The sequence below is a fragment of the Tardiphaga sp. 215_C5_N2_1 genome (genome assembly GCF_052076055.1).
Lineage (GTDB): Bacteria > Pseudomonadota > Alphaproteobacteria > Rhizobiales > Xanthobacteraceae > Tardiphaga > Tardiphaga robiniae.
The window spans coordinates 2,360,520-2,383,331 of sequence record NZ_CP197240.1 but is presented as its reverse complement, the minus strand read 5'-3'; the positions used below and the strand labels follow the sequence as shown (position 1 = coordinate 2,383,331).

15 protein-coding genes are annotated in these 22,812 nt (G+C 62.8%); 13 read left to right on the top strand and 2 right to left on the bottom strand.

Features of this window, described 5'->3' with window-relative positions; genetic code table 11:
- Nucleotides 1–573 precede the first annotated feature (573 nt).
- The 9 genes from AB7828_RS11440 to AB7828_RS11400 all read left to right on the top strand — a co-directional run bounded on the left by AB7828_RS11440 (nt 574) and on the right by AB7828_RS11400 (nt 16,842).
- Nucleotides 574–2,097 carry a UxaA family hydrolase gene (locus AB7828_RS11440; RefSeq protein ID WP_175367960.1) on the top strand — a complete coding sequence of 508 codons (1,524 nt, stop codon included), beginning with the start codon at nt 574–576 and terminating at the stop codon, nt 2,095–2,097.
- A gap of 234 nt (nt 2,098–2,331) precedes the next feature.
- Nucleotides 2,332–5,619 (top strand): DUF2126 domain-containing protein, encoded by a 3,288-nt coding sequence (locus AB7828_RS11435; protein ID WP_441230193.1) that lies wholly within the window; start codon nt 2,332–2,334, stop codon nt 5,617–5,619.
- A gap of 31 nt (nt 5,620–5,650) precedes the next feature.
- Nucleotides 5,651–8,158: a circularly permuted type 2 ATP-grasp protein gene (locus tag AB7828_RS11430; protein WP_441230192.1), complete on the top strand. Its 2,508-nt coding sequence runs from the start codon at nt 5,651–5,653 to the stop codon at nt 8,156–8,158.
- A complete protein-coding gene (locus AB7828_RS11425) occupies nt 8,155–9,033 on the top strand; it encodes a transglutaminase family protein (RefSeq protein ID WP_441230191.1) in 879 nt (292 codons plus the stop codon). Before AB7828_RS11430 ends, AB7828_RS11425 begins: the two co-directional genes overlap by 4 nt.
- Entirely contained in the window at nt 9,030–10,229 is a 1,200-nt protein-coding gene (locus AB7828_RS11420) for an NAD(P)/FAD-dependent oxidoreductase (protein ID WP_441230190.1), read from the top strand. The genes AB7828_RS11425 and AB7828_RS11420 overlap by 4 nt, the downstream gene beginning before the upstream one ends.
- Before the next feature lie 32 nt (nt 10,230–10,261).
- Nucleotides 10,262–11,644: an ethanolamine ammonia-lyase subunit EutB gene (locus tag AB7828_RS11415; protein ID WP_441230189.1), complete on the top strand. Its 1,383-nt coding sequence runs from the start codon at nt 10,262–10,264 to the stop codon at nt 11,642–11,644.
- Nucleotides 11,645–11,869: 225 nt separating this feature from the next.
- A complete protein-coding gene (locus tag AB7828_RS11410) occupies nt 11,870–13,453 on the top strand; it encodes a B12-binding domain-containing radical SAM protein (protein ID WP_089265078.1) in 1,584 nt (527 codons plus the stop codon).
- Nucleotides 13,454–13,469: 16 nt separating this feature from the next.
- Nucleotides 13,470–14,255: an ethanolamine ammonia-lyase subunit EutC gene (eutC, locus tag AB7828_RS11405; RefSeq protein ID WP_441230188.1), complete on the top strand. Its 786-nt coding sequence runs from the start codon at nt 13,470–13,472 to the stop codon at nt 14,253–14,255.
- Nucleotides 14,256–14,502: 247 nt separating this feature from the next.
- Nucleotides 14,503–16,842 carry an efflux RND transporter permease subunit gene (locus AB7828_RS11400; RefSeq protein WP_231079997.1) on the top strand — a complete coding sequence of 780 codons (2,340 nt, stop codon included), beginning with the start codon at nt 14,503–14,505 and terminating at the stop codon, nt 16,840–16,842.
- Between the two features lie 23 nt (nt 16,843–16,865).
- On the opposite strand, the gene AB7828_RS11395 is transcribed toward AB7828_RS11400, so the two are convergent.
- Complete coding sequence (locus AB7828_RS11395; protein ID WP_093756533.1) at nt 16,866–17,765, bottom strand: LysR family transcriptional regulator; 900 nt, start codon at nt 17,763–17,765, stop codon at nt 16,866–16,868.
- Nucleotides 17,766–17,904: 139 nt separating this feature from the next.
- Here AB7828_RS11395 and AB7828_RS11390 point away from each other — a divergent pair, with 139 nt between their 5' ends.
- The 4 genes from AB7828_RS11390 to AB7828_RS11375 are packed head-to-tail and all read left to right on the top strand — an operon-like array spanning nt 17,905 to nt 21,949.
- Nucleotides 17,905–18,885: an ABC transporter substrate-binding protein gene (locus tag AB7828_RS11390; RefSeq protein ID WP_439072398.1), complete on the top strand. Its 981-nt coding sequence runs from the start codon at nt 17,905–17,907 to the stop codon at nt 18,883–18,885.
- Nucleotides 18,882–19,649: an ABC transporter ATP-binding protein gene (locus AB7828_RS11385; RefSeq protein ID WP_309948884.1), complete on the top strand. Its 768-nt coding sequence runs from the start codon at nt 18,882–18,884 to the stop codon at nt 19,647–19,649. The genes AB7828_RS11390 and AB7828_RS11385 overlap by 4 nt, the downstream gene beginning before the upstream one ends.
- Entirely contained in the window at nt 19,639–20,430 is a 792-nt protein-coding gene (locus AB7828_RS11380) for an ABC transporter permease (protein WP_309948883.1), read from the top strand. The genes AB7828_RS11385 and AB7828_RS11380 overlap by 11 nt, the downstream gene beginning before the upstream one ends.
- A 10-nt stretch (nt 20,431–20,440) precedes the next feature.
- Entirely contained in the window at nt 20,441–21,949 is a 1,509-nt protein-coding gene (locus AB7828_RS11375) for an amidohydrolase family protein (RefSeq protein WP_439072395.1), read from the top strand.
- A gap of 51 nt (nt 21,950–22,000) precedes the next feature.
- Here the strand turns inward: AB7828_RS11375 and AB7828_RS11370 are convergent, their stop codons facing one another.
- Nucleotides 22,001–22,501: a hypothetical protein gene (locus AB7828_RS11370; RefSeq protein WP_184518503.1), complete on the bottom strand. Its 501-nt coding sequence runs from the start codon at nt 22,499–22,501 to the stop codon at nt 22,001–22,003.
- Nucleotides 22,502–22,812: the final 311 nt, after the last annotated feature.

The window sequence follows — 22,812 nt, the reverse complement described above, 5'->3', positions numbered from 1 at the left end:
GGCTGGATGCGGTGGACGCCGGAGATGCGGCGTCACGCGGTTCATGGGGAAGCGTCTGTCTTCGGGCAGGACGGATCTGCGCCAGCACTGCCACTGGCATGGCGACGGCCGGCCCTGGGATGGAAAGACTCCCTGGACAGTGTGACGGACGACCAACTCGAAACGCGTTCGGCTTACTCGCTTGAGGCTCCCTTCCCATCGCCTTGGGACTTTAATTCGCGATCGGAGCGTTCGTCGAGGCAAAGTGCAAGCAACCGAAAAAACACCGCAGGCGGAACGTCGGGCACTTGCTCGGCGCCTCCGAAAGTCCTGATGCACTCTAAATTGCGGAAGACCGCATCGCATCAGGCCCAAGGGTGCAACGGGCACCCGGCGTTCCGCACGCCCTCTCGCAAGGGGGCGGGAATGCAAGCGACGACGGCGCCCCCGCGCCGCAAACAATGGGGGCGATGACGCATGTCTGATCGGCGTCATCATGAGCCAAAGCAGGGCTGACGCCGCCTACTTCTTTCAGCTAGAGTCATTCCAAACAAGAGGTCTGCCAGACCACAAAACGCGCGCGAGGAAATCCCGATGATTCCATCTCCCGTCATTCGTCTGCATGACAACGACGCCGTATTGATCGCGCGTACCACGCTGCTGCCCGGTATCGAGGTGACGACAGGCGTCGTGACGTCGGAGCGCATCCCCGCGGGCCATAAGGTCGCGATCCGGCCCATCGCCACCGGCGAGGAGATTCGCCGCTACGGGCAGATCATCGGCTTTGCCACCCAGCCGATCGCGCCCGGCCAGCATGTCCATACGCAGAACATGGGCATGGGCGATTTCGATCGCGACTACGCCTATGGCGTCGACGTCAAGCCGACGCCGAATTTCGATTTGCCCGCCACCTTCATGGGTCTCAAGCGCAGCGATGGCCGCGTCGCCACGCGCAACTATATCGGCATCCTCACTTCGGTGAATTGCAGCGCCCATGTCGCCAGCATGGTTGCCGATGTATTCAAGAAGAATCCCTTCACCGGCCACAACCCGCTCGCCGACTATCCCAATGTCGATGGCGTCGTCGCACTCACGCACAAGACGGGCTGCGGCATGACGCAGGACGAACCGCTGACGCTGCTGCGCCGAACTCTCGGCGGCTACGCGCGGCACGTGAACTTCTCCCACGTGGTCGTGCTCGGCCTCGGCTGCGAGATCAACCAGATCGGCGGCTTGATGCAGGAGCAGAAGCTCGCCGGGCGCTTGCGCGAAATGCAGATCCAGGAAATCGGCGGCACGCGCAAGACCACGGAAGCCGGCGTTGCCTTCGTCAATGAAGTGCTGGCCGATGCCAACAAGGTGACGCGCGAGGAAGTCTCTGCCAGCGAATTGACCGTCGCTCTGCAATGCGGCGGCTCCGATGGCTATTCGGGCATATCCGCCAATCCGGCGCTCGGCGCGGCGAGCGATCTGCTCGTGCGTCACGGTGGCACCGTCGTGCTGTCGGAAACGCCGGAGACCTATGGCGCCGAACATCTGCTGACGCGCCGCGCGGTGTCGCGCGAGGTCGGCGAGAAACTGGTCGGGCTGATGCGCTGGTGGGATGCCTATTGCGAACGCGAGGGCGCCGAGATGAACGCCAATCCGAGTCCCGGCAACAAGGCCGGCGGCCTCACCACCATTCTCGAAAAATCTTTGGGCGCTATGGCCAAGGCCGGCTCGACCAATCTCGTCGACGTGCTGAACTATGCCGAGACGATCACCAAGAAGGGTTTTGTGTTCATGGACACGCCCGGCTACGACCCCGTTGCGGCGACAGGGCAGGTCGCCGGCGGTGCCAATCTCGTCTGCTTCACCACCGGCCGCGGCAGCGTGTTTGGCTGCAAGCCCGCGCCGTCCATCAAGCTCGCCACCAACACGCCGATGTTCAAGCGCATGGAAGAGGACATGGACATCAATTGCGGAACCATCCTCGATGGCGACGAGACAGTGCAGGAATGCGGCCAGCGCATCTTTGAGCTGATGCTCAAGACCGCCTCCGGCGCGCCGACCAAGAGCGAAAGCTTCGATTTCGGCGGCGCGGAGTTCGCGCCCTGGGTCCTGGGCGCGACGATGTGAGGGGGACCGCTGCTCCGTCCTCATCCTGAGGAGCGGCGCACTTGCGCCGCGTCTTGAAGGATGGCCCAACACTCCGATTCATGGTTCGAGACGCGCGCCAAGCGGCGCGCTCCTCACCATGAGGGCTGAGTTAGGTGAAGCGCCCCCAATCGAGGCACATCGTGCCCGTTGTTAGAGCTTGATCCCTGGCACCTCCGGTGTTCTGCTTAAAAAAGCTGCTGGAGTTGCGCCACTGTGTCGATCTTCGTCGCACTGAACCACGTCACCCATTACAAATATGATCGGCCGATCACGCTGGGGCCGCAGACCATCCGGCTGCGACCCGCGCCGCATGCGCGCACGCCGATTCTGAGTTATTCGCTGAAGGTCACGCCGACCAATCACTTCGTGAACTGGCAGCAGGATCCGCAAGGCAACTGGCTGGCGCGCTTCGTCTTCCCGGAACCGGCGAATGAGCTGAAGATCGAGGTCGACTTCACCGCCGAAATGACCGTGATCAATCCGTTCGACTTCTTCGTCGAGCCCTATGCCGAGACGTTTCCGTTTGCTTATACCGATGACCTGAAGAGCGAACTCGCGCCCTATATGGCGACGACCGAACCAGGTCCGCGCTTCACCGCCTATATGGCAGAGATCGCGAAGGAAGCGCCGAACACGGTGAACTTCCTCGTCGATCTCAATGCGCGCCTGCGCGAGAAGGTCAACTACATCATCCGCATGGAGCCTGGCGTGCAGTCTCCGGAAGAGACGCTGCTGTCCGGCGCGGGCTCATGCCGCGACTCTGCGTGGCTCCTGATCGAGACACTGCGCCATCTCGGTCTCGCTGCACGTTTCGTCTCCGGCTATCTGATCCAGTTGCGCCCGGACATCGATCCGATCGAAGGCCCGCCCGAAGTCGAAGCGGACTTCACCGATCTGCACGCCTGGGCCGAAGTCTATATCCCCGGCGCCGGCTGGGTCGGCTTCGACGCGACCTCGGGCATGCTGACGGGCGAGGGGCACGTTCCCGTGGCGGCGACGCCGCATTTCCGGTCGGCGGCGCCGATCTCCGGCATGGCGGGCTTCGCCGAAGTCGAGTTCGCGTTCGCGATGGGCGTCAAACGTATTCGCGAAGCACCGCGGATCACCAAGCCGTTCTCGGATGAATCCTGGGCCAGGCTCGACGCGCTCGGCGAAAAGGTCGATGCCGATCTGAAGGCGCATGACGTGCGTCTCACCATGGGCGGCGAGCCGACATTCGTGTCGGTCGACGATATGGAATCGCCGGAGTGGAATACGGCCGCCGTCGGCCCCACCAAACGCGGCCTCGGCGACGATCTGATCCGCCGGTTGCGGACGCGCTTCGCGCCGGGTGGCCTGATGCATTACGGGCAGGGCAAATGGTATCCCGGCGAGAGCCTGCCGCGCTGGGCGTTCGGCCTGTACTGGCGCAAGGACGGCGTGCCGATCTGGAAGAACGATGCGCTGATCTCACGGATCGAAGGCCCGCGCAGCGCCGATATCGGCGGTGCCGAGCGCTTCGCCGAAGGCACGGCGCGGCGGCTTGGGCTGCCGAAGGACTATGTCATTCCGGCCTTCGAGGATCCCGTCTATTGGGAGCAGAAAGAATCGAACCTGCCGAACAATGTCGTGCCTGGCGACTCCAAATTGCCCGATCCGGAGGAACGTGCGCGCATGGCGCGGGTCTTCGAACATGGCCTCGACAGGCCGAAAGGGTTCGTGCTGCCGATCCAGCGCTGGAATGCGGAGACGGCCGCGGACAGACGCTGGCGGTCCGAGCGGTGGAAGCTGCGCCGTGGCAATCTGTTCCTGACACCCGGCGATTCACCGATGGGCCTGCGCCTGCCATTGTCGTCGCTGCCGCACCTCACCGAAGAGGAATATCCGTTCATCGTCGAGCAGGATCCGCTGGAGCCGCGCGGCGACATGCCGGTGTTCGACGAAATCGCGTCTGCGGAAAACCAGCCTGCCGCGCAATACGTTCAGGAGCAGCAGATTCGTTCCGGCGGCGTACGCACGGCGATGTCGATTGAAATCCGCGACGGCATTCTCTGTGCCTTCATGCCGCCGGTCGAGAAGTTTGAAGATTATCTCGAACTGGTGACGGCGCTGGAGGCGACGGCCGAAGAATTGCAGATGCAGGTGCATGTCGAGGGCTATCCGCCGCCGTTCGATCCGCGCGTCGAGGTCATCAAGGTGACGCCCGATCCCGGCGTGCTGGAGATCAACATCCATCCCGCCTCGAGCTGGCGCGAGGCCGTCGATACCACGACATTTCTCTATGAAGAGGCCGCGAAGACGCGGCTCGGCGCCAACAAGTTTCTGCTCGATGGTCGTCACACCGGCACCGGTGGTGGCAATCACGTCGTGGTCGGCGGCAGCTCGCCGGCTGACTCGCCGTTCCTGCGCCGGCCGGATCTCCTGAAGAGTCTCGTGCTGTATTGGCAGCGCCATCCATCGCTGTCCTATCTGTTCTCCGGCATGTTCATCGGCCCGACAAGTCAGGCACCGCGCATCGACGAAGCGCGGCATGATGGTCTCTATGAATTGGAGATCGCGCTGGCGCAGGTGCCGCCGCCCGGCGAGAAGGCGCCGCTGTGGCTGGTGGATCGGCTGTTCCGGCACATCCTCGTCGACATCACCGGCAACACCCATCGCGCTGAGATCTGCATCGACAAGCTCTATTCGCCCGATGGCACGACAGGGCGTCTCGGCCTCGTCGAATTCCGTGCGCTGGAGATGCCGCCCGATCCGCGCATGTCGCTGGCGCAGCAACTGTTGATCCGCGCGCTGATCGCAAAAATGTGGCGCGAGCCGCAGGACGGCAAATTCGTGCGCTGGGGGACGGCGCTGCATGATCGCTTCATGCTGCCGCATTTCCTGTGGGAGGATTTCCAGGACGTGCTGAGTGAACTCGGCCGGTCCGGTTACGAATTCTCCAAGGAATGGTTCGAAGCCCAGCTCGAATTCCGCTTTCCCGTGTTCGGCCACGTCACCTATGGCGGCGTGACGCTGGAAGTCCGGCAGGCGCTGGAACCCTGGCATGTGCTGGGCGAGGAGGGCTCAGCCGGCGGCACCGTGCGCTATGTCGACTCCTCGGTGGAGCGGCTGCAATTGAAGGCCAACGGCTTCACGCCGGGGCGGCACATCATTACCTGCAACGGCCGTGCGCTGCCGATGACCGATACCGGCCGGGCCGGCGAGGTGGTCGCCGGCGTCCGTTTCAAGGCCTGGCAGCCGGCCTCCGGCCTGCATCCGACGATCCCGGTCCATGCGCCGCTGGTTTTCGACATTTATGACAGCTGGAATCGGCGGTCGCTCGGCGGCTGCGTCTATCATGTGGCGCATCCCGGCGGCCGCAATTACGAGACAAAACCGGTCAATGCCTATGAGGCGGAGGCCCGGCGGCTGGCCCGGTTCGAAGAGATCGGCCACACGCCCGGCGAAATCGCTCCGCCAAGGGCAGAACGCACACTTGAATTCCCATTGACCCTCGACTTGCGAACGCCTCTCCTGCATTGAGAATGCAGGCAGTTTGGGCTGGAGAGTCGGAATGACGGGACAGGCCGGTCAGGGGAAAAAGCCCCGTCCGGGACATCGTAAGGTCGCGCAATGGACCCGCGACTACGAGCGGCTGCCCGGAATTCCCGACGAATTCATCGCCCAGGACGGCACGCCGCGGGAGGTCTGGACGCGTTTCTTCGAGGCTTTCGGCGCCATGGCGCCCGTTGAGATCGAACGCCGCTTCGGTTCCGCCGACCGTCATCTCCGGGAAGCCGGCGTCACCTACCGCGCGCCCGGCGAAATCGCCGACCGGATCTGGCCGCTCAGCCATGTGCCGCTCCTGATCGACGAATCCGAATGGCTGCAGATCTCGGCGGCAATGACCCAGCGCGCCGAGTTGCTGGAGAAGATTCTCGGCGATCTCTATGGCGATGCCAGCCTTGTCGCGTCCGGCGCGATCCCGGCGGCGGCGATTGCCGGAAGCTCGGAATATCTGCGGGCCATGCGCGGCGTGAAGCCGCCGGGCGGTCGCTATCTCAACGTCTATGCCGCCGATCTCGGCCGCGGCCCCGACGGCCGCTGGTGGGTGCTCGGCGATCGCACGCAAGCGCCGTCCGGCATGGGCTATGCGCTGGAAAACCGGCTGGTGCTGTCGCGCGCCTTTACCGATCTCTACAAGTCGATGAATGTCGAGCGCGTCGCGCCGTTCTTCGAAGCCTTCCGCGACAGTCTGCGCGCGTCGGCCGATCGTGACGAACCGCGGGTCGGCCTGTTGTCACCGGGGCCGTTCAGCGAGACCTATTTCGAACATGCGACATTGGCGCGCTATCTCGGTTTCCTGCTGGTGGAAGGCGATGACCTCGCAGTCTCCGGCGACCGCGTGCACATCCGCACTGTGGCCGGCTTGAAGCGCCTTGATGTGCTGCTGCGCCGCGTGGATGCCAATTCGCTCGATCCGCTGGAACTCGATGCGTCGTCGCAACTCGGTGTGCCCGGGCTGATCGACGTTGTCAGAAAGAATGGCGTCGTCGTCGCCAACATGCCCGGCTCCGGCGTGATGGAAGCGCGCGCACTGCTGGGCTTCCTGCCAAGCTTGAGCCGGAAGCTGCTCGGCGAACCACTCAAGATGCCGCATATCGCGACCTGGTGGTGCGGTCAGAAATCGGCGCGCGAAGAAGTGCTGGCGCGGCTCGACGATTTTGCCATCGAAGGCGCCTATGGCGGAGCGGTGCCCGGTTTCCCTGGCTACTCGCCGGTGCTGCCGTCGCAGCTCTCGCCAAGCGAGCGCGAGCGTCTGAAGGCGGCGATTGCCAATCGCGGTGTCGATTATGTCGGGCAGGAGCTGGTGCAGCTCTCGACCACGCCGGTCTGGGACAATGGCCGGCTCGCGCCGCGCCCTTTCGTGCTGCGCGTTTTCGCGGCGGCGACGCCTGAGGGCTGGACCGTCATGCCCGGCGGGTTCTGCCGGATTGCGGATCAACCCGATGCGCGCGCCGTGTCCATGGGCGCCGGCGCACGCGCCGCCGACGTCTGGGTGGTTGCCGACAAGGCCGTGGCGGCCTCGACGCTGCTGCCGGCCGTCGACAATGTGCGTATCCGCCGCATCGCCGGCTGGGTGCCGAGCCGTGCCGCCGACAATCTGTTCTGGCTCGGGCGCTATCTCGAACGCGCCGAATCCACACTGCGTCTGATCCGTGCACTCAGCGTGCCGCAGCGCGATCCCGGCAAGGGCGGCGCCACTGGGCAGCAATCGATCGAGCGCATCCAGCGCATGCTGATGACCTGGGGCGCGACATCGCTGACATCACGTTCGCAACCGGCGAAGGTCGCCGCGCAAGCCTTGCAGAGCGAGGAGCAGTTTGGCTCGGCGCTATCGCTGGTGCGCGCTGCATTGCGGACCGCCACCTCGCTGCGCGAACGGCTGTCCCCCGACGCCTGGCAGGTCATCACCGAAATGGCCGAGCGGCTTGCGCATGAAGTCGAAGATGACGATGACGTCGTCAGTGCGGCCGAGCTGACCTTGCAGGAACTGGCGAGCTTCGCCGGTCTCGCGCAGGAAAACATGAACCGTGCCGCCGGCTGGCGTTTCCTCGAAATGGGGCGCCGTGCCGAACGCGCCATCAATACCACGCGCTTTGCGCGGCAATTCGCATCCGACGAGGCGACGAGTGACGATCTCGATATCCTGCTGACGCTGGTGGATTGCCAGATCACCTATCGCTCGCGCTATCTGGTCGGCCCGCTACTCGCGCCGGTGCGCGATCTCGTGGTGCTCGATCCCTATAATCCGCGCTCGGTGGCATTCCAGGTCTCGGCACTGAACGATCACATCGCCAGCCTGCCGACGCTGAAGGAGAACGGCCTGATGGAACGGCCGCAGCGGCTGGCAGTGGCGCTGCGCTCGTCGCTCGTCACCGGCGAGGCATCCGAAATCCACACCAAGTCACTGTTTGCGCTGGAGCAGGATCTGCTGACGCTGGCGGATTCGATCGGCCTGCATTACTTCCCGCACGGCGCCAGCGCATCGCGTCCTGAAAAGCTCACGGGGCTGGCGTGATCTACGAAATCCGCCATGTCACGACCTATAGCTATGAAAGCTCGGTGAGCTATGCGCGCTGCTCGCTGCGGCTGCAACCCAATAGCAGCGCTGGTCAGCAACTGGTCTCGCATAGCGTCGATATCAAGCCGCTGCCGGCGGCCCGCGCCATGCGGACGGATTTCTTCGGCACGCCGACGGAAAGCGTGTTGATCGAAACCCCGCACAAGATGCTGCGCATCGATAGCCGGTCGAGGGTCTATGTCGAGCGTTTCGCACCGGGGCGCGGCGACGTTAGCCCTTCCTGGGAGAGCGTCCGCGAGGCGTCGTTCGATTCCAGCGATCTCAGCGGTGCGTCGCCGATCGGCTACGTCTTCGCCAGCCCGCTCGTGCCGATCATCGATGCCGTCACGGACTATGCAGCGGTGAGCTTTACCGAAGGCCGCGGCATTCTCGCCGGGGCCGTCGATCTGATGCATCGCATTCGCACCGAGTTCAAATATGATCCGAAGGCCACGGTGATTTCGACCCCGTTGCAGGAGGTGCTGGATAAGCGCCACGGCGTCTGTCAGGATTTTGCGCATATCATGATTGCGGGCATGCGCGGCATCGGTCTGCCTGCCGCTTATGTCAGCGGATATCTGCGCACCATTCCCCCGCCGGGCAAGGAACGCCTGCAGGGCGCCGACGCGACCCATGCCTGGGTGTCGGTCTGGTGCGGCGAGGAACTCGGCTGGATCGGCTTCGATCCGACCAACGATATCCTGGTCGAGAACGATCACATCGTGCTGGCGATCGGCCGCGACTTCTCCGACGTGTCGCCGGTCGATGGTGTGATCGTCGGGGCGCGCAAGCAGAAGCTCGCCGTTGCCGTCGATGTGCTGCTGCTGGAATGACCATCGTTCGTCGCGCGCATAACACGGCCGACATCGTCATTCTCGGTGCCGGTGCGGCCGGCCTGATGTGCGCCGGTATTGCGGGGCAACGCGGTCGCTCGGTGATGCTGCTTGAGCAGGCGAGGGCGCCGGGCGAGAAGATCCGCATCTCGGGCGGTGGCCGCTGCAATTTCACCAACCTGCATACGACGCCGGCGAATTTCCTGTCGCAGAATCCGCAATTCTGCAAATCCGCACTGAAGGGGTTTACTCAGCAGGACTTCATCGCGCTGGTCGAAAAATATCGCATCGCCTATCACGAAAAGACGCGCGGGCAATTGTTCTGCGATGGTTCGTCCCAGCAGATCATCGACATGCTGCTGGACGAAAACCGCCGGGGCGATGCGCAGATGCGGCTTGGCGTCGGCATTCTCGGCGTGACGAAGAACGACAGCGGCTTTGTCGTCGCCACCGATCAGGGCGAGTACCGGTGTCAGTCGCTGGTTGTCGCCACCGGCGGGCCCTCGATCCCTAAAATGGGCGCCAGTGCCTTCGGCTACAAACTGGCGCAACAATTCGGGCTGAGGATGATCGCGCCGCGGGCCGCGCTGGTGCCGCTGACCTTCGACGTTGCGGCGCTTGCGCAATTCAAGGATCTGGCGGGAGTGGCTGTCGATGCCGTGGTCAGCGTCGGCAAGACCAAATTCGACGAGGCGCTGCTGTTTACCCATCGCGGTCTCAGCGGTCCGGCGATCCTGCAGATTTCATCCTATTGGCGCGACGGGCTCGATGTCGTCATCGACATGGCACCGACGCGCGATGTGCTCGTCGCCTTGAAGGAGGCACGCCGCGAACGTCCGCGGCAGGAACTGGCGACCGTGCTTGGCGACCTCCTGCCCAAGCGACTGGCCCAGATGATCGCCGACAAGATCGCCGGCCCGCCGCGGCTGGCGGATTTTTCGGACAAGCTTCTGGGGACGGTGGCGGCGGCGGTGAAGGAGTGGCGCGTGCGGCCGAACGGCACCGAAGGTTATCGCACGGCCGAGGTAACCCTTGGCGGTGTGGACACCACAGAACTGTCATCGAAAACGTTCGAAGCGACATCGGTGCCGGGGCTGTATTTCATCGGCGAGGTCGTCGACGTCACCGGCCATCTCGGCGGCTTCAATTTCCAATGGGCGTGGTCCTCCGGCGTTGCCGCGGGGCGGCACGTCTAGACAGCCTCCGGCGAATATCCAACAATCCGGCCATGATCTATCGCCATGCCATCGGTGACCATACGCATGTCTTCGCGGATCTGCGCGACCTCATGGCCAAGGCGACGCCGCCGCGATCCGGTGATCGGCTGGCCGGGATTGTAGCCGAGACCGCCGAGCAGATGATCGCGGCGCGGATGGCGCTCGCCGACGTGCCGCTCAGGCAATTCCTGCAGGAAATGGTCGTGCCCTACGAGGACGATGAGGTGACGCGTCTTATCGTCGATACGCATGATGCCGCCGCATTCTCCACGATCTCGTCGCTGACCGTCGGCGGCTTTCGTGACTGGTTGCTGTCAGACGCGGCCACGCCGCAAGCCCTTCAGACCGTCGCCCGCGGCATCACTCCGGAAATGGCCGCCGCGGTCTCGAAGCTGATGCGCAATCAGGACCTGATCCTGGTGGCCAGGAAGTGCGAGGTGATCACGCGCTTTCGCAACACGATCGGTATGCGCGGGTGCATGAGCGTGCGGTTGCAGCCGAACCACCCGTTCGACGATATCAGGGGCATCACGGCATCCATTCTCGACGGGCTGATGCTCGGCTCCGGCGATGCCTGCATCGGCATCAATCCGGCAAGCGACGATCCTGCGGTGCTGGGCGGGTTGGTGCGGCTGCTCGACGATGTCATCACCAAGCTGGATATTCCGACCCAGAGTTGCGTGCTCACCCATGTGACGACCAGCCTTGATCTGATCAATCAGGGTGCCCCGGTCGATCTGGTGTTTCAGTCGATCGCCGGGACCGAAGCCGCCAATAAAAGTTTCGGCATCGATCTGGCAATCTTGAAAGAAGCTCATGCCGCCGGGCTCTCGCTGAAACGTGGCTCGCTCGGCCAGAACGTCATGTATTTTGAGACCGGGCAGGGCTCGGCACTGTCGGCCAACGCCCATCACGGCGTCGATCAGCAGACTTTGGAAGCGCGGGCCTATGCCGTGGCCCGGGCGTTCGACCCATTGCTGGTGAACAGCGTCGTCGGCTTCATTGGGCCGGAATATTTGTATGACGGCAAGGAGATCATCCGCGCCGGGCTGGAGGATCATTTCTGCGGCAAGCTGCTTGGCCTGCCGCTGGGCGTCGACGTCTGTTACACCAACCATGCCGAAGCCGATCAGGACGACATGGACAATCTGCTGACGCTGCTGGCCGCGGCCGGTGTGACTTTCGTGATGGGTGTCCCCGGCGCTGACGACGTGATGCTGAACTACCAGTCGACGTCATTTCACGATGCGCTCTATATCCGCGACCTGTTTGGGCTCAAACGCGCACCGGAGTTCGACGACTGGCTGCAACGGGTCGGGCTCTCCGGAGCGGACCTTCGCATCCGCGATCAGGAAGGCCTGCTGCCCGATCTGGCCGCGCGTCTGATCGCCTGACGTCAATAAACCGTCATAAGGCTTGGCGCTTTGTGCGCACTTGTGCGGAGCTGGTCACGACCTTGTCACCGCCCGCCACAATCTTGAAGAAATTCTGGCCCAGATTCGGACGCCGTGATTAGATCGCTCAAAGTATTCGGCAGGAGTGGAACGGTTTTATCTCGGCGACGTTATTGAAGGTTCAGCGCTTATGGGGACCGCTGATGCATTCACAGAGGAATTTTGATGAGAGCTGAGGGCAGGCAGACGGTCCGGCGCATCCTGTGCGTCTTTCCGCGATACACGTCTTCATTTGGCACGTTTGAATATTCATACCCTCTGACCGACGGCGTTCAGGCCTTCATGCCTCCCCAGGGCTTGCTGCTGATTGCCGCCTACATGCCCGAGAACTGGGAAGTCCGTTTTATCGACGAGAACATTCGCGCCGCCACGCCCAATGATTTCCTGTGGGCCGAAGTGGTGCTGGTGTCAGGCATGCACATCCAGCGTACGCAGATGAACGACATCTGCTACCGCGCGCATTCCTACGATCTTCCGGTGGCGATCGGAGGGCCGTCGGTCTCGTCATGCCCCGATTACTACCCGGCTTTCGACTATCTCCATATCGGCGAACTCGGTGATGCCACCGATCAACTGATCGATATCCTGGAAAAGGATACGTCGCGCCCCGACCAGCAGGTCGTGCTGAAGACCACCGACCGTCTGGACATGACCAGGTTTCCGATTCCGGCCTATGAACTGGCCGATATTCCGCGCTACTTCCTGGGCAGCATCCAGTATTCTTCGGGCTGTCCATATCAGTGCGAGTTCTGCGATATCCCCGGTCTGTACGGTCGTAATCCGCGCCTGAAGTCGCCGGAGCAGATCACCGCCGAACTCGACAAGCTGCTCGAATGCGGCATCATGGGCTCAGTCTATTTCGTCGACGACAACTTCATCGGCAATCGCAAGGCCGCACTCGATCTGCTGCCGCATCTCGTCGAGTGGCAGAAGAGGACCGGTTTTGTCTTGCGCCTGTCCTGCGAGGCGACGCTGAACATCGCCAAGCGGCCGGAGATCCTTTCGCTGATGCGCGAAGCCTGGTTCGGCACGATCTTCTGCGGCATCGAGACGCCCGATCCCGTCGCCCTCAAGGCGATGAAGAAGGATCACAACATGATGGTCCCCATCATGGAGGCGATCGAGACGCTGAACAGCTTTGGCATGGAAGTCGTGTCCGGCATCATCCTCGGCCTCGATACCGACAAGCCCGAGACCGGCCAGCATTTGCTCGAGTTCGTGGAAACGTCGCAGATTCCGCTTCTGACCATCAACCTGCTGCAGGCGCTGCCGCAGACGCCACTGTGGGATAGGTTGAAGAAGGAAGGACGCCTGAACGAGGACGAGGGCCGCGATTCCAACGTCGACTTCCTGTTGCCGTATGAGGACGTGGTGAAAAGCTGGCGGCGCGCCATGGGCAGTGCCTATGTGCCGGAGAAGCTGCTCGAGCGCTTCGAGTACCAGATCCGCCATACCTATCCCAACCGGATCAAGCCGCCGATCGGCGCCATGCTCACCTGGAAAAGCATCCGGCTCGGGCTGGTGATGCTGCGCAACATCTTCTGGAAGGTCGGTGTGCTCGGCGATTACAAGCGGGCGTTCTGGAAATTCGCGCTCCGTCGGCTGGCCCGTGGCGAGATCGAATATCTCATCAGCGGGATCATGGTGGCGCACCACCTGATCAACTTTGCCCGCGATGCGTCCGGTGGTCAGACCAACGCGTCCTATTATTCGTTGAAGCTGCAGGACGCTGCCGTTCCGGCCGAATGAGCGATAGGCTGGCGTCATGACAGATCGGAATGATGTGACGCCGCCGGTGCCGCAGCGCTCCCTCGCGGAGTTGCGGGCGCTGACCCCGGCGCGTGTGGGGCTCGGCCGGGCCGGAGCCAGTCTGACCACGCAGGCCCTGCTTGATTTCACGCTCGACCATGCCCGCGCACGTGACGCGGTCCATGCGCCCTTCGAGGCCGAAGCCATCGCGGCCGCGCTGGCCGGGCTGGGGACGAGCGCGCTGGTGGTGACGAGCCAGGTCGCGGATCGTGCCGACTATCTCAAGCGTCCTGATCTCGGCCGCCGACTGTCTCGCGAGTCACAGGAGTTGCTTGAAGGGCGCGACAGCGCCGCGTGCGATCTGGTGATCGTGATTGCGGATGGCCTGTCTCCGGCTGCGGTCAATGCGCATGCGCTTGGCCTGCTGGGCGCGTTAATGCCCAAATTGGCGGGGGGCGGGATCGGCGCTGTCGTGGTTGCCGGCGGCGCCAGGGTCGCGCTCGGCGACGAGATCGGTGCATTATTGAGGGCCCGGATGACGATCATGCTGATCGGCGAACGTCCTGGTCTGTCCGCGCCGCAGAGTCTCGGCGCCTACCTGACCTTCGCACCGCAGCCGGGTCTGACGGACGCTGCGCGCAACTGCGTGTCGAACATCCAGGCGGCCGGCCTGTCCTTCGAGGAGGCAGCGAGCAAGATTGCCTGGCTGGCGCGCGAAGGGCTGAATCGCAACATCACCGGTGTGGCTCTGAAAGACGAAAGCGGTCTGCAACTGGTAGCACCGCTCGTTGCACCAGCATGAAACAACAGCCTCTGCGCTCCATTTTGTGACCTGAAACGCAACCTCGGCGCGCGCGCCGCCTTGCGATATGTCATACAGACCTGCTACATCTGCCCGCGGCAAATTTACCGCATGTTTTCAAGGGCTAGCGCTGTTCGGTCTCGCCGATTCCAGCCTTACTACTGCCCGCGACGCTTGCTAGGCAGACGCCGCTGACGACAGGACTGGATAGGGTATGCACGATACGGTTCCCCCCCACGACGCGGATATGAATAAATTGCGCAAGGGGCCGATCAGCATCGCCTTCGGGCTCGAGCGCATCGGTCTGATCGCGGTGAAGGCACCGGTGCTGTCTTGCGTGATCCTGCTCGCGCTGGTGATCGGTGCGATCTTTGGCATCCAGCGCATCAAGATCGACGATTCGCTGAGCCAGCTATTTCGTTCTGACAGCAAGGAATACAAGCAATACGAGGAAGTGACGAAGCGCTTCCCGTCCACCGAGTTCGACGTGCTCGTGGTGCTCGAAGGCAAGACGCTGCTTGCGCGCGACAATCTTGGAAAGATGCGCGACCTCGTCACCGACCTGCAATTGGTCGATGGCGTGCGGGGGCTGATCTCGATCTTCTCGGCGCGCCAGACGCCGGCCCCCGGCAAGTTGCCGGCAGCGCTGTTTCCCAACGATCTTCCTGAAGGCGCCGACTACGACAAGTTCATCGAGACGGTGAAGCAGAACGAGCTGATCCGCGGCAAGCTTTTGTCCGACGATGGAACTCTGGCGCTGGTGGTGCTGTCGCTCGACCCGGCCGTGGTCAGCAACAGCAAGCTCAGCACCGTGGTTGCCGATATCCGCAAGACCATGAATGAGGACCTGGCCAATAGCGGTCTGACCAAGGAATTGTCGGGCGTGCCGGTGATGCAGCTCGAAATCCGCAATGCGGTCGAGCGCGACGGCCTGATCTATAACATCGCCGGTATTCTCGCCGGCTGCGTCATTGCGATCATCTTCTTCCGCAAGATCTCGTTCATGATCATCGCGGCGTTTCCGCCGCTGCTGGCGATCCTGTTGTCGCTCGGCGCGCTCGGCTGGGCCGGCTTCAGCCTTAACATGTTCCTCAATGTGATGACGCCGCTGATCATGGTGATCAGTTTTGCCGACTCGATGCAGCTCACTTTCGCGGCGCGTGACCGGTTGATTGCAGGCGAGGACAAGTATTCAGCATTTACGAATGCCGTTCGTGTCGTGGGTCCGGCCTGCGTCCTCACCCATGGCACCGCCGGCATTTCGTTCCTGGCGTTGCAGTTCTCCGACTCGGACCTGATCCGCGCCTTCGGCGAGGCCGGTCTCACCGCGACCATCATCGCGCTGGTCGCGGTGCTGTCGCTGGTGCCGGTGTTCGGCGTGCTGCTGGTGCGTAACGAGAAGATTTTTGCTGCCAAGTTCCAGACCGCCGATGCCGGCGTGCAGGCGCTGCGCGCCTTCTGCTACTGGATTGCGGTGCGCATGGTCGGCCGTCCTGGCCTGTTCAGCCTGATCTCGCTCGTCGTCGTCGTTGGTCTCGGGATCGTTTACGCCAATCTCGAGCCGCGCTATCGGCTGGCCGATCAGGTGCCGGACAAGGAGCAGGCGGTTGCGGCCAGTGGACGGCTCGACGCCAAGCTGACCGGCGCCAATCCGATCGACGTGCTGATCGAATTTCCGAAGGGCGCGGATCTTTATTCGCCGGACACGTTGGCAACCATCGCCGAAGTCCACGCCATGGTCGAGAAGCAGGCGGGTGTCGGCAATGTCTGGTCGTTGGAAACGCTGCGGCGCTGGCTGGCGGAAAAGGCCGGTTCGTCGGATGTCGCGACGCTGAAGGAATATGTCAGCGTGATACCCGAACATCTGGTGCGCCGCTTCATCTCGGCGGATCAGACGGCGGTGGTGGTGTCCGGCCGTGTGCCCGACAGCGATTCGAGCAAGATCCTGCCGGTGGTCGACAAGCTCGACAATGCGCTGAACGCCGTTCGCACCAAGCATCCCGGCTATGAGATCGCGGTGACTGGTCTCTCGGCCATCGCGGCGCGCAACAGCGCCGGGATGATCGAGAAGCTCAATCACGGCCTGACCATTGAGTTCGGATTGGTCGCCGTCTTCATCGGCCTCGCGTTCCGCTCGTGGGTGGTGATGCTGGCCTGTATCCTGCCGGGCATCTTCCCTGTGGTGCTGGCCGGTTTTGTGTTGTGGCTGCTCGGGGAGGGGCTGCAATTCGCCAGTGTGGTGGCACTCACGGTGTCATTCGGCCTCGGCCTCAGCGCGACGATTCACTTCCTCAACCGCTTGCGTCTGGAAGACACGCCGGGCACCGATCCCGCGATCGCCGTCGAGCGTGCGACTGTGCTCGTTGGTCCCGCGCTGATCCTGACGACGGTGGTGCTGGCCTGCGGCCTCGTGGTGACGGTATTCTCAGATCTGCCGTCGCTGCGGCTGTTCGGCTGGCTCAGTGCCTTCTCGATGGTCGCGGCACTGGTGGCCGATCTGTTCATCCTGCGCCCGACCGCGATGTGGCTGATCAATCTGCAGCAGCGCCTTACGGGCAGTTCGGTTCTGGCGAAGCAAGAGAAGTAGTCAGCCGGCGCTGCATCCGCCGCTCAGCTACGTCTGACGGCGGAAAACATGTCGCGATTGCGCGCTATGAACTTGACCAGGAAGTCGGCAACCGCACGCGACCTGGCCAGCTTGCTCTGGGTCGGATGGGTGATCAGGTAGATGCCCTCGCGGGGCGCCGCAGGACCCATCTCGATACGCGTGACGCCAGGCAGGGCATCGCCCACGTAGCAGGGAAGCACTCCGACGCCCAGGCCAGAGGCCACCGCCGCGCGCAGCGAAACGGTCGAGCTGGCTTCCACCGCCGGTGCACGCCCCTTGGCGAGACTGACCATCCACTTCCGCTCCGGCATCTCGCGGCTTGCGTTGGAGAGAAGGATAAAAGGCATCTCCGCCAACGTGGCACCCTCACGCAGGCGGAGCGCCAGATCATCACGGGCGTAAAGGGCGAAGCGGTAGTCGCAGAGCCGGCGGATTCCGAGTTCGTTGGGAACCGCAAGACTGATCCGCAGTGCGACGTCGGCGTGGCCGCGCCGGAATTCGTCGAACTGCATGTCGGCGCATAGTGCGATCCGGATCGAAGGGTGCGTGTTGCGGAAATCGGCGAAGGCATCGGTCAGCGCGTGACAGATCAATGCGTGGGGCGCGGCAACGCGAACGACCCCTTCCAGCTCTGAATGAGGGCCATCGATCAGTTGCGGAAGCGCGTCGAGGGCTTCCGCAATTGATCGTGCCTTCGCGATCAGCGCGGCCGCGGGCGGGCTCACAATCAGGCGGCCCTCACTGCGCCGGAACAGTTTGGTGTCCAGCGCGAGCTCGAGCGTTGCCAGCCGGCGCAGGACCGTGCTGTGGCTGACATCCAGCTGCTTGGCAGCGCCAAGCGCCGTGCCGCTGGACTCGATGGCCAGCACCACGCGCAGGTCGTCCCATGTAAACGCGGCCATCTTTGCTGCCCCGCCACTGTCTATAATTGAAAATCATACTTTCATTTTTGGACAATGCCAGCCGGTATCTCGGCATCAGTGTTGCTTGGGAATGGAGGAGAACGGCGGCAGCCGGACTGCAACATTCACGAGGTTGTTCATGAGCATGAAGCGTTTACTGCTGGCGGTTGTATTGGCCGCAGGCCTGTCGCAAGGCGCATACGCCGAGGACAAGGCCATATTGCAGCTCGACTGGATCCCGACAGGGGAGCACGCGGCGTATTTTGCGGGCCAGCAGCGCGGATTTTTCAAGGACGCTGGTATCGATCTCACCATCGTCAGGGGTTATGGATCGGGCGACACGGTGAACAAGGTGGCGGCAGGCGCGGCCAAGTTCGGCGTTGCCGACGTCGGCGCGGTGCTCGCGGGACGCGCGCAACAGTCAGTACCGGTCAAATCGATTGTGGCGGTCTATACCTATTCGCCGCACTCGCTGTTCATTCTGAAATCGTCAGCAATCAAGGGCTTCAAGGATCTTGCCGGCAAGAAAATCGCCGTGAGCCCGGGCAACAGTCACCGGATCTATTTTCCGGAAGTCGCACGCCGGGTCGGAATCGACCCGGAGAGCGTAACCTGGGTCACGACGGACGCATCGGCAATGGCGGCGATGTTGATTGCCAAGCGCGTCGATGCGGCACCATTCTACTCCATCCATCAATACTATCAGAACAAGGCAGCCACGCAGGCCGGCGAGGAAATCGTAGCGCTGCCCTTCGTCTCCGCGGGCTTTGCGATCTATGCGTCATCGTTGATCGCCACCGATGAGACGATCAAGACCAATCCGGATCTCGTGAGGCGTTTCGTCGGTGCCGCTGTGAAGAGTTACGCGTGGGCGCGCGACAATCCGGTCGAGACCTGCAAGCTCCATGTGCAGAAAAATCCGGAAGTCCTGCAAGACGAATGCGAAGCGTCGCAGAAGGCCACCATGGGCTTCATCTTCAACGATCACCAGCGTGCAACAGGGCAGGGGCACTTCGCAAAAGATCGCCTGGCAGATACGTGGAAGGCCGTGGCCGAGAGCCTCAAACTCGATGCGTCGTGGAATCCGGCCCAGGCCATCGACGACAGTTTCGTCCCGTGATCTCGCTTGCCCGGGTCGGCAAGACCTTCAAGACCCGCCGCGGCGGCCATGTGCAGGCGCTGGACGACGTCACGATCTCCATAGGGCCGGGGGAGTTCGTTGCCATCGTCGGTGCCTCCGGCTGCGGCAAGTCGACGTTGCTGCGCATGGTGGCCGGATTGGTGCTGCCCGATATCGGGCATCTCACGCTCGACGGCAAACTGGTCACAGGGGCGACGAAAGGCACGGCGATGGTGTTCCAATCGCCGACCCTGCTGCCGTGGATGAATGTGGAGCGCAACGTTGCATTTCCATTGAGTCTGTCTGGCGGTGATGGGCCCGAAGCGCGCGAGCGCGCTCGCGTGCTGCTGCATTCGGCGGGTCTCGCGGGCTTCGAGCATCGGATGCCGCGAGAACTCTCTGGCGGTATGCAGCAACGCGTCGCGATCTGCCGCGGCCTTGTGCAACAGCCGCGCATCCTGCTCATGGATGAACCATTCGGCGCACTCGATGCTCTGACGCGCGAGGAGATGAGTCTGTCCCTGCTCGCGTTGTGGCAGGCAAATCCGATGGCGGTGCTGTTCGTGACTCATTCGATTTCCGAAGCCGTGCTGCTTGCGGATCGGGTCGTGGTGATGTCGCCGCGGCCGGGCCGTGTCGCGGAGATCGTGGAGGTCAATCTGCCTCGCCCGCGATCGTTCGACCAGGAAGCCAGCGCGGAATTCCACCGCTGCTCGAAACTGATCCGCGACCGGATCTATGGCGGAGCGGCCCATGCTCACTAATGCTGCAGACTGGGGCCGCCGCAACCTGCCGGTCATCGTGTCGACCCTGACATTCCTGCTCGGCTGGGAACTGCTCTGCCGAGGGTTTGGCATCAGGCCGTTCCTGTTGCCGTCGCCGAGCGCGATCTGGACAGCGATAGTACCGGTCTGGCCCAACATCGCCATGCATACGGTGACTACGCTGCGGACCGTTCTGCTCGGGCTCGCGGCTTCCATTGCGATCAGCCTGCCGCTTGCCATGCTGATTGCGAGCTCGCGCACGATGTCGGCGGCAATCTATCCACTGCTGGTGCTCACCCAGTCGGTGCCCAAGGTGGCACTGGCGCCGATTCTTCTGGTGGCACTCGGGGCCAACGAGTTTTCAAGGGTGATCATTACCTTCCTCGTCGCGTTCTTCCCGCTCGTGGTGAGTTCTGTCGCGGGACTCTTGGCCGCGCCGCCCGAACTGATCGAACTCGGACGTTCGTGCCGCGCTACCCGTGTCCAGGAATTGCTGCGCATCCGTCTGCCATACGCTTTGCCTTTCGTGTTCGGCGGATTGCGCGTCGCGGCTGCCCTTTGCGTAGTGGGTGCCGTGGTGGCCGAATTCGTCGGCGCGGATTCCGGCCTCGGCTATCTGATCCAGACCTCGATGGCGTTCTTCCGCACACCGGTCGCGTTCGGCGCGGTGGTGATTCTCGCCATCATGGGCATCGCGCTGTTCCAACTGGTCGAGGTCATCGAGCGCCTGCTCGTGCCGTGGTCGAGCAATCTGGACAGCAACTCCAACGACAACAACTAGGTCAGGTGCAATGGCAAAGAACTATCCGGGATATGTACTGATCCGTGACGCTTTGATCTCCGACGCGGGGTCCCGCCGCGGCGTGAAGGGCGATATTCTGATCAAAGACGGGATCATTGCGGAAATGGGGCTTGATCTTGCCGCGCCAGACGGCGCGAACATCGTGGATGCCTCCGGCATGCTGGTTCATGCCGGCCTCGTCAACGCCCATACCCATGGCCATGGTGGCCTCGGCCGCGGGCAGGGCGATCGCTGGACGCTGGAGGTACTGCTGGCTGCCGCCCCGTGGATTAGCGGTAGCCGCTCGCTGCAGGACAAGAAGCTCACGACCCAGATCTGCGCTGCCGAAATGGTGCTGAAAGGCTGCACCGCGGCCTATGATCTGTACTACGAATATCCGGCACCGAGCATCGACGGCATGGATGCCGTCGCTGAGGCCTATGCGGAAGTCGGCATGCGTGCCGTCATCGCGCCGATGGTCGCGGATCACAGTTTCTACGAAGCCATTCCCGGACTGCGCGATGCGCTTCCGGAAGATCTTCAGCACCAGGTCGATCGGCTACGGCTGGGGCCGGGCGATCGGACTATTTCGGCCATCGGATCGATTCTCGAACGCTGGAAATGGTCTTCACATGACATCCGACCTGCGGTGGCGCCGACCATTCCGATCCATTGCAGCGACAGTTTCATGTGCGGCTGCGCCAAGCTGGCACGCGACCATGGCATTCCCCTGCAGAGCCATGTCGGCGAGAGCAAGGTGCAGGCGGTGGTCGGCAAGGAACGTTACGGTAAGACGCTGATTGCGCATCTCGACGAACTAGGCCTGATCAACGAACAATTCTCCGCGGCTCATGCGGTCTGGCTCGATGATGATGATTTTCGGCTGATGGCCGACCGTGGCGCCTCGCTGGCGCATAACGCTGGCAGCAACATGCGGCTGGGCAACGGCCTGTTCAGGATGCGCCGTGCGCTCGACCTCGGCGTCAATGTCGGCATCGGGACAGACGGTGCGAACTGCTCCGACAATCAAAACATGTATGAGGCGATGCGCTACGCATCGATGGCCTCCAAGGTACAAGGGCCCGACCCACGCAAATGGGCTGCGGTCGAGGAGATTTATTATGCTGCCACGGCCGGCTCGGCGCGGGCGCTCGGGCTGTCGCATACCGGCGTATTGGCGCCGGGCTACAAGGCCGACATCGTGTTCCTGGATCTCGGGGCGATCAACTGGATCCCGCACAACTGGAGCGTCAACCAACTGGTTCATACCGAAGATGCGACCTCGGTGCGCCACGTGATGATCGGCGGCAGCTTTGTGGTTCGCGACGGCCGCTTGCTGACGCTGGACATGGCCAGACTGGCACGGGAAGCGGAGGCCGCGCGAGATCGGCTCGAGATACTCAATGCGGAATGGCGTGGTCTGTTCGAGCGCCTGGAGCCTGTGGTGGCATCGTTCTGTCCGGGACTGGCAGCGCGTCCCTACCAGATCAATCGCTATCTATGCGACGAGGTCGAATGAATTTCTGCGGCGCGAAGCCTGTGGCTTCGCACCTGATGCACGGGTCACGTCTCAGCTCTTGACCATATTGATCGAAACGCCGCGAATTTCGCCCTTGGAGCTGATCGATACCGACTGCTTGTTGCCGCGGGTCGTCAGCGTGATGTTGGCCGCAAAGCCCGCGGCCTCGACGAAGACGTCGATCTGGCCGCCGCCCGCCTTGCCGACCAGATTGCCGTAGACGTTGCGGCTGGCTTCGCTCCAGCTGCCCGAAACATTGTTGCCCTGGCTGGTGACATTGCTGGAGAGGTCGAACTTGTAGCTGTCGCTGGCGCAGCGCAGCGTCTGCGCCAGGGCGCTGCCGCCGCCATCCACCTTGTAGGTCGCCCGGCAGCGAATGCGCTCCGAGGAGCCGTCCGACATGGAGACCGTTCCGGTACCGCTCCAGGCCCCGTCGAAGCCGGCGAACGGTCCGGACTGGGCATGGCCTGCGGATACCGACAGCAGCAGGATCGCGCCAGCGCCAGCGGCCTTGAAGGCGTGCCCGAACCGCTTTGCAGAATGGAATGTCATGTAAGTTTTCCCAAAATAGCGCTGTGTAACCGAGTTATGCCGCGCCTCATCGAAGCTTAAGTGTCGCTGCACATCTTTAGGTTCAATAGAGCGATCATAATTGGACGATTGTAAAAGTAACATGTCACCGCCCACAAGCGCGAAGGTTCCCGGAGCGGAACGGGTGGAGGTGATGTGCGTCTGAACAATTGTCCTAAAACCTTATCTTGTCCTGCGGGGGTGGCATCGGCCGGTCCTGCAGCCAGTGCGGCCATGTGTGCAAGTTTTCGCCGCATTTATTCGTGCCTGTGGTGGCGGGAATGTTCTGTGTC

Bases quoted from the DNA above. Each gene is read 5' to 3' on its own strand.
- AB7828_RS11440 (WP_175367960.1), top strand. From the start codon at position 574: ATGATTCCATCTCCCGTCATTCGTCTGCATGACAACGACGCCGTATTG.
- AB7828_RS11430 (WP_441230192.1), top strand. From the start codon at position 5,651: ATGACGGGACAGGCCGGTCAGGGGAAAAAGCCCCGTCCGGGACATCGT.
- AB7828_RS11420 (WP_441230190.1), top strand. From the start codon at position 9,030: ATGACCATCGTTCGTCGCGCGCATAACACGGCCGACATCGTCATTCTC.
- AB7828_RS11415 (WP_441230189.1), top strand. From the start codon at position 10,262: ATGATCTATCGCCATGCCATCGGTGACCATACGCATGTCTTCGCGGAT.
- AB7828_RS11410 (WP_089265078.1), top strand. From the start codon at position 11,870: ATGAGAGCTGAGGGCAGGCAGACGGTCCGGCGCATCCTGTGCGTCTTT.
- eutC (WP_441230188.1), top strand. From the start codon at position 13,470: ATGACAGATCGGAATGATGTGACGCCGCCGGTGCCGCAGCGCTCCCTC.
- AB7828_RS11400 (WP_231079997.1), top strand. From the start codon at position 14,503: ATGAATAAATTGCGCAAGGGGCCGATCAGCATCGCCTTCGGGCTCGAG.
- AB7828_RS11395 (WP_093756533.1), bottom strand. From the start codon at position 17,765: ATGGCCGCGTTTACATGGGACGACCTGCGCGTGGTGCTGGCCATCGAG.
- AB7828_RS11390 (WP_439072398.1), top strand. From the start codon at position 17,905: ATGAGCATGAAGCGTTTACTGCTGGCGGTTGTATTGGCCGCAGGCCTG.
- AB7828_RS11380 (WP_309948883.1), top strand. From the start codon at position 19,639: ATGCTCACTAATGCTGCAGACTGGGGCCGCCGCAACCTGCCGGTCATC.
- AB7828_RS11375 (WP_439072395.1), top strand. From the start codon at position 20,441: ATGGCAAAGAACTATCCGGGATATGTACTGATCCGTGACGCTTTGATC.
- AB7828_RS11370 (WP_184518503.1), bottom strand. From the start codon at position 22,501: ATGACATTCCATTCTGCAAAGCGGTTCGGGCACGCCTTCAAGGCCGCT.